General features: G+C 55.0%; 16 protein-coding genes. 5 read left to right on the top strand and 11 right to left on the bottom strand.

The window, feature by feature from the left end:
* Window positions 1-47: 47 nt before the first annotated feature.
* The 4 genes from AUQ42_RS02310 to AUQ42_RS02295 are packed head-to-tail and all read right to left on the bottom strand — an operon-like array spanning window position 48 to window position 4,568.
* A complete protein-coding gene (locus AUQ42_RS02310; protein WP_369813516.1) occupies window positions 48-365 on the bottom strand; it encodes a hypothetical protein in 318 nt (105 codons plus the stop codon).
* The gene (locus AUQ42_RS02305; protein WP_068517347.1) at window positions 365-1,702 is read right to left on the bottom strand and encodes an acyclic terpene utilization AtuA family protein; all 1,338 of its coding nucleotides are present in this window, start codon (window positions 1,700-1,702) and stop codon (window positions 365-367) included. Before AUQ42_RS02305 ends, AUQ42_RS02310 begins: the two co-directional genes overlap by 1 nt.
* A complete protein-coding gene (locus AUQ42_RS02300; protein WP_068517346.1) occupies window positions 1,699-3,567 on the bottom strand; it encodes a TRAP transporter fused permease subunit in 1,869 nt (622 codons plus the stop codon). The genes AUQ42_RS02305 and AUQ42_RS02300 overlap by 4 nt, the downstream gene beginning before the upstream one ends.
* 29 nt (window positions 3,568-3,596) lie before the next feature.
* Window positions 3,597-4,568, bottom strand: coding sequence for a TAXI family TRAP transporter solute-binding subunit (locus tag AUQ42_RS02295; protein WP_068517345.1), 972 nt, complete (start codon window positions 4,566-4,568; stop codon window positions 3,597-3,599).
* A 136-nt stretch (window positions 4,569-4,704) separates the two neighbouring features.
* On the opposite strand from AUQ42_RS02295, the gene AUQ42_RS02290 reads away from it, so the two are divergent.
* Window positions 4,705-5,658 (top strand): LysR family transcriptional regulator, encoded by a 954-nt coding sequence (locus AUQ42_RS02290; RefSeq protein WP_068517344.1) that lies wholly within the window; start codon window positions 4,705-4,707, stop codon window positions 5,656-5,658.
* 192 nt (window positions 5,659-5,850) lie between these two features.
* Window positions 5,851-6,387, top strand: a complete 537-nt coding sequence (gene hpt / locus AUQ42_RS02285) for a hypoxanthine phosphoribosyltransferase (protein ID WP_068517343.1) — start codon at window positions 5,851-5,853, stop codon at window positions 6,385-6,387.
* A 40-nt stretch (window positions 6,388-6,427) separates the two neighbouring features.
* On the opposite strand, the gene AUQ42_RS02280 is transcribed toward hpt, so the two are convergent.
* The gene (locus tag AUQ42_RS02280; protein WP_068517342.1) at window positions 6,428-6,919 is read right to left on the bottom strand and encodes a hypothetical protein; all 492 of its coding nucleotides are present in this window, start codon (window positions 6,917-6,919) and stop codon (window positions 6,428-6,430) included.
* A complete protein-coding gene (locus AUQ42_RS02275; RefSeq protein WP_068517341.1) occupies window positions 6,916-7,209 on the bottom strand; it encodes a YqjD family protein in 294 nt (97 codons plus the stop codon). Before AUQ42_RS02275 ends, AUQ42_RS02280 begins: the two co-directional genes overlap by 4 nt.
* Before the next feature lie 236 nt (window positions 7,210-7,445).
* Here AUQ42_RS02275 and AUQ42_RS02270 point away from each other — a divergent pair, with 236 nt between their 5' ends.
* Window positions 7,446-8,771, top strand: a complete 1,326-nt coding sequence (locus tag AUQ42_RS02270; protein WP_197460760.1) for a thaumatin family protein — start codon at window positions 7,446-7,448, stop codon at window positions 8,769-8,771.
* 128 nt (window positions 8,772-8,899) lie between these two features.
* On the opposite strand, the gene pobA is transcribed toward AUQ42_RS02270, so the two are convergent.
* Together pobA and AUQ42_RS02260 are read right to left on the bottom strand one after the other, a co-directional pair.
* Window positions 8,900-10,066 (bottom strand): 4-hydroxybenzoate 3-monooxygenase, encoded by a 1,167-nt coding sequence (gene pobA / locus AUQ42_RS02265; protein ID WP_068517339.1) that lies wholly within the window; start codon window positions 10,064-10,066, stop codon window positions 8,900-8,902.
* A gap of 204 nt (window positions 10,067-10,270) precedes the next feature.
* Entirely contained in the window at window positions 10,271-11,296 is a 1,026-nt protein-coding gene (locus tag AUQ42_RS02260) for a hypothetical protein (RefSeq protein ID WP_068517338.1), read from the bottom strand.
* A gap of 286 nt (window positions 11,297-11,582) precedes the next feature.
* Here AUQ42_RS02260 and AUQ42_RS02255 point away from each other — a divergent pair, with 286 nt between their 5' ends.
* Window positions 11,583-12,422, top strand: a complete 840-nt coding sequence (locus tag AUQ42_RS02255; protein WP_068517421.1) for a mannosyl-3-phosphoglycerate phosphatase — start codon at window positions 11,583-11,585, stop codon at window positions 12,420-12,422.
* Window positions 12,415-13,647, top strand: coding sequence for a glycosyl transferase (locus tag AUQ42_RS02250; RefSeq protein WP_068517337.1), 1,233 nt, complete (start codon window positions 12,415-12,417; stop codon window positions 13,645-13,647). Before AUQ42_RS02255 ends, AUQ42_RS02250 begins: the two co-directional genes overlap by 8 nt.
* A gap of 50 nt (window positions 13,648-13,697) precedes the next feature.
* On the opposite strand, the gene AUQ42_RS02245 is transcribed toward AUQ42_RS02250, so the two are convergent.
* The 3 genes from AUQ42_RS02245 to AUQ42_RS02235 all read right to left on the bottom strand — a co-directional run bounded on the left by AUQ42_RS02245 (window position 13,698) and on the right by AUQ42_RS02235 (window position 15,255).
* Window positions 13,698-14,192: a hypothetical protein gene (locus AUQ42_RS02245; RefSeq protein ID WP_068517336.1), complete on the bottom strand. Its 495-nt coding sequence runs from the start codon at window positions 14,190-14,192 to the stop codon at window positions 13,698-13,700.
* A gap of 10 nt (window positions 14,193-14,202) precedes the next feature.
* Window positions 14,203-14,715 carry a hypothetical protein gene (locus tag AUQ42_RS02240; RefSeq protein ID WP_068517335.1) on the bottom strand — a complete coding sequence of 171 codons (513 nt, stop codon included), beginning with the start codon at window positions 14,713-14,715 and terminating at the stop codon, window positions 14,203-14,205.
* Window positions 14,716-14,778: 63 nt separating this feature from the next.
* Window positions 14,779-15,255 (bottom strand): hypothetical protein, encoded by a 477-nt coding sequence (locus AUQ42_RS02235; RefSeq protein ID WP_068517334.1) that lies wholly within the window; start codon window positions 15,253-15,255, stop codon window positions 14,779-14,781.
* Window positions 15,256-15,352 lie beyond the last annotated feature (97 nt).

The raw sequence follows: 15,352 nt of genomic DNA, 5'->3' as shown, positions 1-15,352 counted from the left end.
CCACCCTTTTTGTTTGTTGCCTGTTTGACCCGGCGGTGTTTGATGCCCTATGCCCCGGCCTTGTTGATCGGCAGCGACAGGATCAAAGAGCTTAGACATTTGCCATGCGGATCAAGTGCCAGTGACCTTGTCACTCCGCCGCCAAGCGCATCGTGCATCACGAAATTAAGGGCCCCGATCTGTGGCAATTCATAACGGATGACCTTGCCCGAAATCATTGTGCCAAAATGCGCGCGCACCCGTTCTGCCGTGACCTGATCGATCAGAAGCGGCCAGTCTTCAGGGTGATAGGCAATCACCGACACATTGGAAATGTTGCCTTTGTCCCCGGTGCGCGAATGCGCAATATCGCGTAACTGCAACATCAGGCCTCCATCATTTCAAACTGCGTGCGCACCTGGCCTTCGGGCAGAAGTCCCGATACGATCGCAACGATTTCCCGTTTGGATTTGGTCACCCCGCCACCACCGGCCGGCCCGTTAAGATACAGGCTTTCGACTTCCTCGCCGATCCGTGCGGCAGTGGCAAGATCACGGGTTCGCACCACAAAACGCAGGCGCACTTCCGCCGGTTCTGATGGCCCTGATTTGGCGTCCTGAAACACCGAATTCACCCCGATCAGCTCCCCCCTGACTTCTTCATGCGCGATCCCGGCAAGCAAAAGCCGTTGATGCAGGATATCAAGGGCAAGACGCCCGCGGGCTTCGGCACCGGGACCAGCATATGAAATCTGACCTTCACCGACACAGGAATCGACATAGCCGATCGATACCTTGAGCGTGCCGGTACGCGCCGATCCGTCACCGCCGGTAATCGCAACCCGGTCCGGTCCGATTTCGGCAATCTCGACGTTGGAAAAATCGGCAACCACATCGGGCTGGATATAGCGTTTCGGATCATGAACTTCGTAAAGAAGCTGTTCCTTGCAGGTTGCCGCCGTCACAAAACCGCCCGTATCGGCAAGTTTGGTAATGACGGCATTTCCGTCTTCGGCAACCTCGGCAATCGGGAAGCCCAGCCGGGCCAGATCCGGCACATCCTTGATCCCGGGATCGGCAAAATAGCCCCCGGTGATTTGGCCGCCACATTCCAGAAGATGACCAACAAGCGTCCCGCGCCCAAGCCGGTTCCAATCATCCATCTGCCAGCCAAATTCAAAAATCTGTGGCGCCAGAAACATCGCCGGATCGGCCGCACGACCGGTCAGAACGACATCCGCCCCGGCCGCCAGCGCATCAACAATTCCCCCGGCCCCGAGATAGGCATTGGCCGACACCACCTGTTTTTCAAAACCGGCCAGGGTGCAACCGGCCTCATCAATGCGAAACTGGTCGGGTGACAGGATATCAAGAACGTCATCACCAACAACTGCCGCGACCTTCAAGCCCGAAAGGCCGAGTTCGCACGCGATATCGACCGTGCGCCGTGCCGCGGCCACCGGGTTTGCCGCCCCCATATTGGAAATCACCCGGATCGCCTTTTTATGGCAGATCGGCAGAACCGCGCGCATGCGCCGTTCAAGCAACGGATCAAACCCGCCATCGGGATCGTGCATTTTTGCCTGTTGCGCCAGCGCGATGGTCCGTTCAGCCAGACATTCAAAAACCAGATAATCAATATCGCCACGCTCGGCCAGATCGACAGCCGGTTCGATGCGGTCGCCGGAAAAACCGGCACCGGTTCCGATGCGGATGGTCTTCATTGTCCACCCTCCATCGCGGCACGACGGGCATCACGCCCCCAAAACAGCAACCCGCCCAGCAGGCCCGCGGCAATCACCGGCGTCAGGAAGGCCGGCCACAATGCAATGGCAATCACAATCACCAGCATCCCGCGATCAAGCCATACCCGCCCCAGCAACGGCTGCCCGCCCAGCAAGGCCGGAATCGCCACGACAAGAACAAGCCCGGACAAAATGGCGTTGGTCACCGCCATGACGCCACCGCCGCCAGTCATGCCGGGATACAGCAGCAACATGAACGGCACGACATAGGTCAGCGCGCCAAGACGCACCGCTTCAAACGCGGCGGGAAGCCAGTTGGTCTGCGCGATCCCGGCCCCGACAAATACCGCGACACAGACCGGTGGCGTGATGACCGAAATGGTCGCGAAATAGAAGACAAACAGATGTGCGGTAAGCGGTTCGATCCCGACCGCTGTCATCGCCGGGGCCAGAACCGCCGCAACCAGCACATAGGCCGCCGTGGTCGGAAGTCCCATGCCCATGATCAGGCACACCAGACCAACAATCACCGCCACCAAAACTGTTGAATCACCGGCAATCGCAACGATCATGGAACTGAGCGTCACACCAATCCCGGTCATGTTGATCATGGAAACAAGGATTTGCGCGCCGGCCAGCAAGACACCGATAATCACCATACCCTTGCCGGCATCAATCACCCCGTCCAGAACCCGCTTTGCCATCTCGGCAACCGGTATCTGGCCGACCGATGTCAGGACAAAAGCCACCAGCAACGCCGCCATGCCATAAAATGCCGATGTCGCAACCGATCGGCCCATAAATATCCCGATGGCAAGGCCACCAAGGGCAGCAATGATCGGCAACACCTTGCGCAGGGCAAGAATTTCGGACCATGCCGGAAGCTCGTCTTCGGGCACCAGGCTCAGATTGCGTCTTGTGGCGACGATATGAACGGTCACAAACACCGAAAGATAAAAAAGGATGGCCGGAATGATTGCCGCGATCATGACATCGACATAGGCAATGCCAAGAATTTCGGCCATGACAAAGGCCGCCGCCCCCATGATCGGCGGGGCAATCTGCCCGCCGGTTGAGGCCACGGCCTCGACCGCGGCGGCAAGGGGTGCCGGATAGCCCAGACGACGCATCATCGGGATGGTGAAATTGCCGGTCGTCGCAACATTGGCCACCGCCGATCCGGAAATCATGCCAAACAGGCCGCTCGAAATAATCGCGATTTTCGCAGCGCCGCCTTTTTGCCGGCCGCCAAGGCGCATCGCCAGATCCATAAAGCTTTGCCCGCCACCGGTATGAAGCAACAAAGCCCCGAACAGGACAAAGGCAGCAATCACCGTGGCGGCAACCCCGGTCAGCATGCCCCAGATCCCGAGATCACCCAGGAAAATCGTCTCGGTAACGAATTCAACATCAAACCCGCGATGGCCAAGACTTCCGGGAATATATTTGCCCAGCAACGCATACAGCAGACCGGCAATCACAAGGGCAGGAAAAATTGCCCCGACCGCACGGCGACCGACTTCAAGAACGGTCACAACCAGCCCGACGGTCAGGACCATATCAAGACGGGTCGCCCATGGCAGGGTCGTCATGATCTCGTCGTAGTTCACAACAATATAGGCACAGGCACCAACCGTGACCGCCGCAAGCACAAGATCCACAACCAATCCCAGCTTTCGCCAGCTTGTGTCTTTGCCCAGCGGATAAAGACACAACCCCAAACAGGTCACAAGTGCGAGGAAAACCGCCCTTTGAACAAGACTTTCAAACGGGCCCGTCGCCGCGGTGTAAAAGACAAAAATACCAACAAGCAACGCAAACCCGTCGCGGATGCGCACAGACATGGCGGTTTTCCCCCTGTTATTCTGGTTTCTTATTGTTTGGCCGGGTCAAGGTTCGCGGGGATGTCATATCCATGTTCGCGGAACCATTTCGCCGCACCCGGATGCAGGGGAATGGTGGCATATTGCAGCGTCAGCTTGGCAAGATCGACGCCCTTCACACTGGCCATTGCCGCGCCCTGCACTTCTTTGTCAGCCATGATGGCATCAACGATCTTGTAGGCCGCGTCTTCGGACAGGCTTGACGATGCACCGACGCCGACGCCAAAGCTCCAGGTCGAATAGGCCGGAATGCCATCAGCCGCACCTTCGGGGATATCCACCACCGAAACGTCAGGCATTTTTTCGATCAGTGCCTGTTTTTGCGCATCGGTCAGGCTTAGCACCTTGATCGGGGTAAAGGTCGCGATATCAAGGGTAGAGCTATCGAGCTTAAGACCCGCACCGGATTTCACATATCCGCTGACACGGTTGTCCTTGATCATGTCGACAACATCGGTGGTCGATCCGCGTACATAATCCGATGACAGATCAAGTGCGGCAAACACCGCCTCGGTCGTGCTTTCGGTTGCCGATCCCTTGATACCCGGGTTGAAACGCTGTCCGGCAAGTTCGGCCAGGCTGTTGATGCCGGCATCTTCGCGCACGATAACGTTCTGCGGGGCGCCGGTATAAACCCAAAGCAGACCCAGATTTTCCATCGCCTTGCCGTCAAAACCCTTGCTGCCGGAATAGGCGTGCTGGGCGACGTTGGTGGTCACCAGACCAAGGTCGATCTGGTTGCGCTCGATACGGCGCAGGTTATCCATGGTCGCCCCGGTTTCGACAACCGATGCTTCGATACCGTTATCGGCATCATTGATCAGCTTGGCGACAGAAACGAAATAACCGTAATGCGATGATGATGCCGACGTTGACCCGATCAGCAATTTGTCCTGTGCGAATGCAGGTACGGAAAGACCAATGGCAAGCGCGCCCGCCAAGGCGAGTTTCGTGAATTTCATAATGTATTCCTCCCTATGCCTTTAACGGCATGTTTGACGTTCCGTCGATTTGTTTTGACGTTGATTTTTTCGACGGACCGAAAGTGTGGTTCAGTTTTTTTATTGCAGGAAGATCAAATAGTGAGATAATTGATGCATGAAACGCATCAATCTTGATACGGACGAAATTCGATCATTCTGTCTTTTGGCAGAAACGGGCAGTTTTCGCAAAGCAGCTCAACGACTTGGAATTTCCGGATCAACATTAAGCCGCCAGATCAGCCGCATCGAAGAACGCACGCAGGCCCGCCTGTTTGACCGTGACACGCGCAATGTTGCGCTGACCGATCAGGGCAAAATGTTTCTCAGACTCGCCGAACGGATCCTGAACACCACGGATTCCGCACTGGCTGAATTTGATACCTATCTCAATACCCGGCGCGGCAAATTGACGATTGCAGGACTGCCATCGGTAACCGCCGGGCTGTTGCCGCCGCTGATTGCCGAATTCATGGATGCCCATCCCAATGTTGATGTTCAGCTTAATGACATGCTTTCAGAAGGCGTGCTGCGCGAAGTTGAAATGGGCCGTGCCGATATCGGCTTTACCGCCGATGTGGTCGAAGACAGCGACAATCTGTCTTTTCAACGCCTGCTGAGTGACAAGTTCATCGCCGTCGGGGCACCCGGAAGTTTTCTTCAGGAAGAACGCACATATAAGTGGGAAGAAATCCTGTCACAGCCGATGGTCGCCATGTCGCGTGAAACAAGTGTGCGCGCCGTCATTGATGCAGCCTGTACGCAAAACAGTTTCCTGTTTCGTCCGCGGTTTGAAGTTGCCCATCTGGCAACCGCCGGTGCGCTGGTGTCACAAGGTCTGTGCATTACCGCCCTGCCATCGCTGACCTTGCCGGTTCTGGGGCGTTCACCGCTTATTTTCCGGCCGCTTGAAAGCCCGGTGCTGTTGCGCCAGATCGGCTTGATCTGGCGATCAGGGCGCACATTGCCACCCGCCGCACAGGCTTTCCTGAACCTGGTGCGCAGCCGTAATCTCAAATCACTTATCCCGCATTCAACCATTGAAAACAGCCTCGTCTCGCCAACATCTTGATGGGTGGCTTTCCATTGCCTGCGTCGTGGCGCACCTCTGCCGCGCAATGGCGCAATTTGCCTCGCCCAAGGCGCGATAATCTGTTTGCAATCTAAGGGATTATACTTCTGTTACCATTCACAGGCTGGTCATAGCGACCTTCGTGTGCTAGCAAGCCAAACATCACAACCCAACGCTTCAGGACCAGAATTTATGGCCGATTATGATGTCAAGCCGCTGATCACGGCGGACGAAATTGCCACCCAGATCGACGCGCTTGCCGCCAAGATCAACGAGAGCTTCAAAGACACGGAAAAACTGATTGTTGTCGGACTGTTGCGGGGCTCTTTTGTTTTCATCGCTGATCTGGCCCGCAAACTGACCGTTCCGGTCGAAGTCGACTTCATGGTCGCATCATCTTATGGCGACTCTACGGAAAGTTCGCGCAATGTGCGCATCGTCAAGGATCTGGATGGCCAGATCCGTGGCAAGGATGTGCTTCTGGTCGAAGACATCATTGATACCGGCTATACGCTGTCGGAAGTTGTGCGGTTGCTTAAAACCCGCGATCCGAACCGTCTGGAAATCTGCACGCTTCTGAACAAGCCGTCGCGCCGCGAAGTCGAAATCCCGATTGATTTCTGCGGCTTTGATATTCCTGACGAATTCGTGGTCGGTTATGGCATCGATTATGCCCAGAACAACCGCAACCTGCCCTATATCGGCACGGTGCATTTCCACGGCGAATAGGCCGGGACCCGATCGAAATTAAAATGGCGGGAAGCTGATGCTATCCCGCCATTTTTGTATCGTGATCTTCATCTGACGGCGCCGTATCCACACGCCCCGGCGGACGATCAAAAACGCCCAGTGCTTCAAGATCGCCGACGATCTGTTCGAACCCGGTCTGCATGCGCGGCTTGTTGCCCTGTCCGGTGGCGTAACCGGTCACTGCGGAATGCAACAAAAGATCAAACAGCATGTCGTCTTCGGATTTGCGCCCGGTTGCCATCTGCGCATCGGCATCGGGCTGATCCACCGCATCACCCGGATCACGTTGCAGAATGATCGCAAGTGCAATCAATCCCAGCGTCACCAGCGTTCCACCCAATGCAGTGGCAGCAGCAATCGCACCAAACGATGCCGCAAGCGCCATATAGATCGCCGCAAGCAGAAAACCGGCCCCGATCAACATCACAATCGCGATGGCGGCAAAAGCCGCGCACTTGCGTGCCGCGGCTCTTGCCAGATCAGCCAGACTATCTGTCAGTTGATCAATCATTTCTGCAGCAGACGGCCAACAAGCAGGCCAACGCCAAAGGTCACGGCAACAGATGCCAGCGGGTTCTCGCGAACCTGATCCACGGCCACACCGCGTGCGTGATCAAACTGCTCACGGGCCTGACCGGAAACTTCACGAATGCGTTCTGCGGCCGCCTGTGTTCTGGTCTGTGCCGCATCACCACCCATTGCCTTAAGGGTTTTGGTGATTTCGGCCAGATCATTGCGCAGGGCATCAACATCGGCCTGAAGCTTTGCGGTATCTGCAGTCGTCTCGGTCTTGGTCGCCATGGTTTTCTCCTGTTGTTTTGAAAACAGCAACACCCCCTAAACGCCCCCGCCCGGCTTTGGTTCCATCTTCAATTGTGATGTTTTAGTGGCACCGGGATCCTGTCGACCCGGTCGATATCGATTGCCCTGATGTGCGTGCTGCCATCACAATTGCCATGGCAAAACGTCCTGAATGCGACCGCTTCTCAATCCATCATTCATGTAATTGAAAGCCTTAAACAATGTTCAGAAGTTTCTTGCGTTCCTTCAAAGGTACTTTATGTGCAGCTTTGCTGACATTTTCCCTTCCGGTCTACGCCCATGCGGCGGCAACAACAACCAGCTATCTGATGTGGCAATTGCCGGGATCTGCGATCAGTTTTCCGGTCTATGTCTATCAGAATGACACACAGGTCGATTATCTGTACGCCACAACCCAGCAAGCCTTCCTTGGCGACTATGCGCCGGGAACGACGAATGCGAGCTTTACCCTTTATTATCAGGATTCAAATGCGGCCTGGCACGGTTGTAACATGGTCCTGACAAACGGCCAGATCGCCACGACAACCACCTGCCCGGGGGCTGTGATCAACAAGCCGGTCGCAAATTCCAATGTCTATACCCTGGCGATGGGGGCAATTGCCTGGCCCGCGATTGATCAGGCCCCGACAAACCCGACCAATGTCGATTACGCCAAACGCAAGATCACCTTCAAGAACGATACCCAATACGCCCAGATCCGCATCGGTGAACATTGCACGGTTTCGGCCAACCCGGACAATTCCAACTGCACCAACAACCTCAATCTTTATGAAATTGCCAAGGGGGAAAGTGCGACCTTTTATGTCGATGGGGATGGAACGACACCCGCCCAAACGCCGCTTGCCGGTCTGACATCCTATGGCTTTACCGTTACGGCCTATAAAAAGTCGGCAAGTGACGACTGGGTGGAAACCGGCGGATATGGCAAAGGCGAAACCCCCTATGCCACCAAGATTGAATTCACCCACAAGGCCGTCCCGATCAATAACGGCGCCCCTTCCCCGGAAGGTTCGACCAATTTTGATATTTCGGCGGTCGACGGATACAACATTTCGGTCACCGGCTATCCGGCAAAGCCGACCTATTGCACCTATACCGTGCCGCCGGAAAATTCCAATATTCTCGGGGCCGGCAAATATGGCCCGGATGTCTTTCTTGCCCGGATCACTGACAGTGAAAAGACCTGTCAAAGCAGCTCGCAATTGCCACAGGGCTATAACAAGGGCGATGCGCCTGCCAAATGGGACCTGACGGTCACCAGCAACGGCAAATATCAGGGCTGCATGAGCCCGTGCAGCTACGCCAAGGTCAATAATGACAGCAATCAGGATCTGTTTTGCTGTGCCGGGACATACAAATCATCGAAAACCTGTGACCAAGCGACCGGTGTTATTGGCGCAAACAATTCGACCTATGTCACCAATCTGGCCCCACCGGTCTCAACGCATGTCTATCGCTTTGCCTATGACGATGCGATTGGTGATTTTGCCTGCCCGGCCCAGACCGATTTCATGATCGTTTTCGGCACCGGGAACGGTTGAGTACCAACTGCCCAAAAAAAGAACGGCCCGCGTGGGCTGCGGGCCGTTCCATGTTCCTGTCGGAAATTTCTGGGCGGAAATGAAGAGTGGGTACTCTTCGACGGGGGTGGGTATCCCCGTTACGTCAATCAGTAAGGCAAACCGACGTAATTTTCCGACAGGTTGGTCAATCCTGCCTTGGATGACAGGATATATTGCAATTCGGCATCACGAATGCGGCCGTCAAATTCGTTCTGATCCCCGAAAGTATGCAGCATCGAGGTCATCCACCAGGAAAACCGCTCTGCCTTCCAGACGCGTGCAAGTGCGGTATCGGAATAGGTCGCAAGCAGGTCTTCGCGGTTTTTCTTGTATTTCGCGATCAGGGCTTCGGACAGGTAGTGCACGTCACTGGCTGCAAGGTTAAGCCCCTTGGCACCGGTCGGCGGCACGATATGGGCGGCATCGCCCGCCAGGAACAGGCGACCATGCTGCATCGGTTCGGCGACAAAGCTGCGCAGCGGCGCGATGCTTTTTTCAAACACTTCGCCTTCATTGACCAGTTCGGCATCTTCTTCGCCAAGGCGGGTGCGCAATTCGGCCCAGAAACGGTCATCGGACCAGTCTTCGATTTTATCGGTGCTGGGCACCTGAACATAATGGCGCACAACCGTTTCCGAACGCATCGAACACAGCGCAAAACCGCGGTCATGCTTGGCATAGATCAGTTCATCGGCCACCGGCTTTGCATGGGCCAGAACACCAAGCCAGCCAAACGGATAGACCTTTTCGAATTCCTGAACACCCGGAAGGGTCTTACGGCCGACACCATGGAACCCGTCACATGCGGCAATATAGTCGCACCGCAGTTCTACTTCATTGCCGTCTTTGACATATCGAACACGCGGCGCATCACCATCAATGTCATGCAGGCTGACATCTTCGGCTTCGAACACGATTTCGCCACCATGGGCAAGACGCGCTGCGATCAGATCCTTGGTGACTTCGGTCTGGCCATAGATCATCACCGTTGATCCACCGGTAAGCTCTTCCATATTCACATGGGTGCGCTTGCCGTTCACACTGATATAGATGCCGCCGTGAATGATGCCTTCCTTGTTCATGCGGGCATCAACCCCGACCCGTTTCATCAGGTCGACTGTCCCCATTTCAAGAACACCGGCACGGATGCGGCCTTCAACATAGTCGCGGCTTTTGCGTTCCAGAATGACGGAATCAATTCCCTGCACATGCAACAGATGGGAAAGAAGCAAACCGGCGGGGCCGGAACCGATAATGACGACAGGGACATGCATGACGGCTTCCTCACAAGATCACGGTTGTTGGTTTTTATTGGAATAAGAACCATTCCATTGCGGAAAGAATACGCCTGTTCGCAGTTGGACAGAATGGACAAACCGGGATAATGATTGGACAAATCGAACACGTATCCACATTTGGTTATGGATCGGGTTTGATCTGGTTTTGGCTCCTGCGGCCAAATCACCGCCTGGTCTGGCTCAGTTCAGTTGCCCAGATGGCGCCTGATCCCCGCCATCGGCCGTCCCGGGGGCTGTGACAAAATCGGATTTGCACAACGCCCATTCCTTGCAGATTTCCTGTCCGTCATCCGACATCATGAAGGTTTCATAGGCCTGCATCAGTTCCGCGCCGAACGGATGTTTGCGCGAAAACAGAATGAACATGTCATTTGTTGTAATGGTGTTGGTGGTGGCATAACGTGCGGCCACCTGTTCGCCCAAAAGCCCGGTCAGGTCGTGCCAGCCCACGGCTTCTTCTTCAAACAGGATATCGGCCCGATCCGCATGCAGAAACCGCCAGGCGGATTCCGGGTTATTTACAATGTCGGCTTCGATGCCAAGCCGTCTGAATTCCTGTTCATACCAGTAACTGGCAATCCCGACCGGACGCAGTCCAAGCCCGACAACATCGCGCAACGCGTTGATATCGATCCCCTCGGGGAAACGGGACTTTTTGTAAAATCCCTTTTGATGGGCCTGGGCGATGGGATAGCGCGGAATATGAAAGGCATCCCTGCGCTCGACTGTCCGAAGCCACGGAAATGTCGCGACATAGATGCCCTGACGGGTTTGCTCATAGGCCCGTTGCCAGGGCACAAAAATGAACCGGACGTCAAATCCCATCGCACTGAAAATCGTCTGGAACCGTTTGGCATGTTTGCCGAAATCAGGAAGTGTTTCACTGATCATCGGCGGCCATTCGCCCACCGCTACCCAGACCTCATATCCGGGTTTCAATTTGCCCGGACCGGTTTGCCGGGCATCGCCGATACGGATCACATCCCCTGCCCGGCTTTTGGCATCATCGCCAACATTGCCACCGGCATGGGGGTCAGTGTTGGTTTGGGTGTTGGCTTGGTTGTGGGTATTCTGGCCTTTTGCCGGCACAATGACCGATCCGGCACGGGCGGTTGCCGCGACATCAAGGATGACCGCAACACATATGAACCCGATGACAACTGTTCTTTGCAACCATCGCACATGCGCTTCCCGATATAACCCCATAGGCATCTCCGGAAAATGTGACCGTGACAGGCGCTGAAAAACCATTGATGGATCAATGTCATACCAACAATAACATCATTTGGTGATATTGAAGAGGAAAATACGCATCCGTCCTCAAACCGGTATTGCGCGCCCGACGCCATCGCATGTTTTTTGATCAAATTATCGCTGTGATCAAAAATTAACCTTCCCAAAGGTCGATCCGCCCCGATCACTGTGATAAGCTTCTGACCAAGAGACCAGTTTACGGTCTTGCACATGTCAAAAACCGCGACAGAACGGGATGATGCCAAACAGCCGCGCCATCGCCATTTTTACCGACCTTGACGGCACATTGCTTGATCATGACACCTATGGCTGGGACGCCGCCCGTCCGGCACTTGATCGCGTGAAACAGCTTGCCATCCCTCTGATCGCCGTATCCTCGAAAACACTTGCCGAACTTGAACATATCAATCAGCAATCCATGCTGTTTGACGGGCTGATTGGTGAAAATGGCGGCGTCATTTCCCTGAATGGCGAAATCGAACAGGCTGGCCCGTCATCCGAAACAATCGATGCTGCGCGCAATCAGATCCGCGATGCCGTTTCCGTCCCTGTTGGCAGTTTTCGAACCGTCGAGCCGGAAATCATTGCATCGGAAACCGGTCTTCCGCTTGACGATGCCATTCGCGCCGGTCAGCGCCATTGTTCCGATCCGCTGATCTGGCAACCCAGCAAGCAGGATGTCACCACCGCGCGCGCCATTGCCGAAAAATGGTCCCTGAAACTGGTCAAGGGTGGCCGTTTCCACACCTTGTGCGGCCCCTCGACCAAGGGCGAAGCCATGAAACGTATTCTGCAATGGCTTGCCCTGTCGCAAACCGGCAAAAACGAAACCTCCCTGCCCAAACGGTTCACCACCATCGCGCTTGGGGATTCCCCCAATGACATCCCGATGCTGGCCGAAGCCGATTTTGCCATTCAGATTCCAACCAAACATGGCGCGCGGACATCGCCGCTGCTTGACCATGCCAATCTTCGGATCGCGCCCGCCCCCGGACCTGCGGGCTGGGACGCTGCGATTAACGACCTTCTCGACCAGTTAACCAATACCAATAAAAACAGCGAGGTACTTCATGGCTGATTTCCATCAGGGTGGCCCGATCACAACCCTTCATCGCATTCTTGACCGCAACCCGGAAGAACTCGCCTATGAAATGACTGCCTTTGCCCGCCAAAGGCGCCAGACCCTGATTTTGCCCTGCCTTTATTCGGAACTTGAAACCCCGGCCATGACGACAATTGTCGATGGGCTCAAACAGGCGACCTATATCGATCAGATCGTCGTGGGTCTGGACCGCGCCAATGCGCAGCAATATCTTCATGCGCGCGAATTTTTCAAAGACCTGCCGCAGCATGTGCGCATTCTGTGGAATGACGGGCCGCGCCTGCGCGGCGTTCATGACCGGCTTGATGAATTTGGTCTGGCCCGTTACGAACCGGGCAAAGGCCGTAATGTCTGGTATTGCATGGGCTATACCCTGGCATCGGGGCGCAGTTCCGTGATCGGCATTCATGATTGCGACATTGCGACCTATACCCCCGATCTTCCGGCCAAGCTGATGTATCCGATCGCCAATCCGGCATTCAATTTCGCCTTTGCCAAGGGATATTACGCCCGTGTTGCCAATGGCACCCTCAAGGGCCGGGTATGTCGCCTGTTTGTCACCCCGCTGATCCGGGCGTTGAAACAGGTGGTCGGCAAGACCGATTTCCTGAATTATCTCGATTGTTTCCGCTATTCCCTGTCCGGTGAAATGGCAATCCGCACCGATGTTGCCTATGGCCTGCGGGTTGCGTCCGATTGGGGGCTTGAAATTTCCATGCTTTCGGAAATGTATCGCAATCACACGGTCCATCGTCTGGCCCAGGTCGATATCGCCGATATCTATGACCACAAGCACCGCGAATTCGACCCGGCGCAAAAAGATGACGGTCTGTCCCGTATGGCGGGTGACATCGCCAAATCCCTGTTCCGCAAACTGGCGACACAGGGCACGATTTTCTCGCACGAGACATTCCGCACCCTTAAGGCAACCTATTATCGCGCGGCACTCGACCTGATTGAGCAATACCGTGCCGATGCGCTGTTTAACGGCCTTAAAATCAATCGCGACGAAGAAGAAAAATGCGTCGAGGTTCTGTCGGAAGTCATCATCAGTGCCGGTCAGCACTATCTCGACAACCCGCTTGAGAGCCCGTTCATCCCCAGCTGGCAGCGTGTTGAAAGTGCGATGGGCGACATTTTCGAACATCTTTCAAGTGCAGTTGAAGAAGATCTGAACGACACCGAAATCGGCAAGGGTTAAGACCGGGAATTGATCCGGCACGCGGCTTCGAACGCGCTTGCGGTTCGTTGCTATTGCGTATGATCGGGGAATGGAAATATGGCCAGAAAGACCTGAAGAACGTCTTCCTGGCCTTTTCGTTCAAGAACCACCGGCAATAACAGCCGCACCCCTTTGCGACAGTCTTTTTGAAAGATCTGCAAATGATGGATTTGCGGCTTGCCTGTTTTGCGTGCAGCGGACAGGGCCGCATGCAATGCAGTTGAAAAATGACAATCCACTTCACGGGCAAAGGCACCGCGCCAATCCTCGCCGGTCAGTGCAATGATGTTTTCACCTTCGAGCAAAATCTGAAAATCATCCTTGTCCGGGTGATATTCATAGATGCTGATATCATCAATCCATGGGGACAGCGTATCCGGGGTAAAGTCGCAACGGGTCGGAATTCTGCCGCGTGCAGCAGCCCGGCCCCACAATGCCAAAAGCGCATGCGCCCCGGCCGGTGCATCCGCGCCAAGCCGATCCAGCGGCACTTCCTTGTCATGCGAACCACCAAGCCCAGCCATTGCACATCCGTCAGATATAGTGCATCGGCTCGTAGGGGAAACGTGCGCCAAGCACCTGATAGATCGGGTCACCAAACTGGTCCATGGTTTGCGCCGGCAACAGGACACGCAACCAATGGCGGTGTTTGGCATGATTTCCGGCCACATTCACATAATGGAAAGTCGGCCGTTTTTCGTACATTGTCTTTAGCAATGCCGCCATCAGACAGGTGCCATATTTCAGGTCGATCTCGCGCGGGGTTGATCCCTGAAAATTTTCGCCCGTGGCAGCAACAATGGACGGTGCATCGATGCGCACCAAAAAGTCATTCCGGACCGGCAGATATTCGTAAACACTGATCTCGTCGCGCCATCGGATCAGACGTTCCGCATTCAGAATGGCGCGTGACGGCACGCTGTTTACCCCGGTCTGGGTCCATGCATCATACCATGTGTCGACAAGCGCAATGACCCGGACATCAACGTCCTCGGGCAACCCGTCCAGTTCGGTGTCTGCTGATTCAAGCGCGCGTGATGGTATCATGGCATTTTCCCAGATATGCACGTGGGGAAATCACGCCCCGAAACAAGTATGAAAGCCAAATAATCACGATGCCCCGCGATAAAAGAAGTGGGTGACGAAAACCTGTTCGATAAGCCGCCCCTGCCGGTCGGTTGCCCGCACAGGCAACAAAAGACGCAGCCATTCTTCCCAGACCTTGCGTTCATAACCGATGCGGTGAAAGGCCGGCTTGCCGTGATCGATCACCTCAAGCAATGTCGCGTGCAATGTGGTGCCAAAATCCAGATCAATCTGCCGGGGTGAACAGCCATGATAATCTTCGCCGCTGGCCTCGATGATGTTCGGAGCATCGATGCGGATGATAAAATCACGCTTTTGCGGAAGATATTCATAGATACAGATATCATCGACCCAAGGCGCCAGAACATGACCGTTCAGCACCTTTCGGTCAGGAACCTTGCCGCCCTTTGCCGCCGCTTGCCAAACCTCGTAATAGGCTCTGACGCGGCTTTCTGTATCCTCGGGCAAGTGCGGAATTTCGATTTCCTGCGCATACGCCATGTGCGTAAATTGCCCTCTATGTCCTGCAATCAGGACACGAGTTTTGCAAAGCACATTTTGTGACGCAACGATAAACGCATCGGCTGCGTATTTTTTG

The organism is Thalassospira sp. MCCC 1A02491 (assembly GCF_001613785.1).
Taxonomy (GTDB): Bacteria; Pseudomonadota; Alphaproteobacteria; order Rhodospirillales; family Thalassospiraceae; genus Thalassospira; species Thalassospira povalilytica.
Note: the sequence above shows the minus strand (reverse complement) of the source record. Positions and strands in the feature narration are given on the sequence as shown.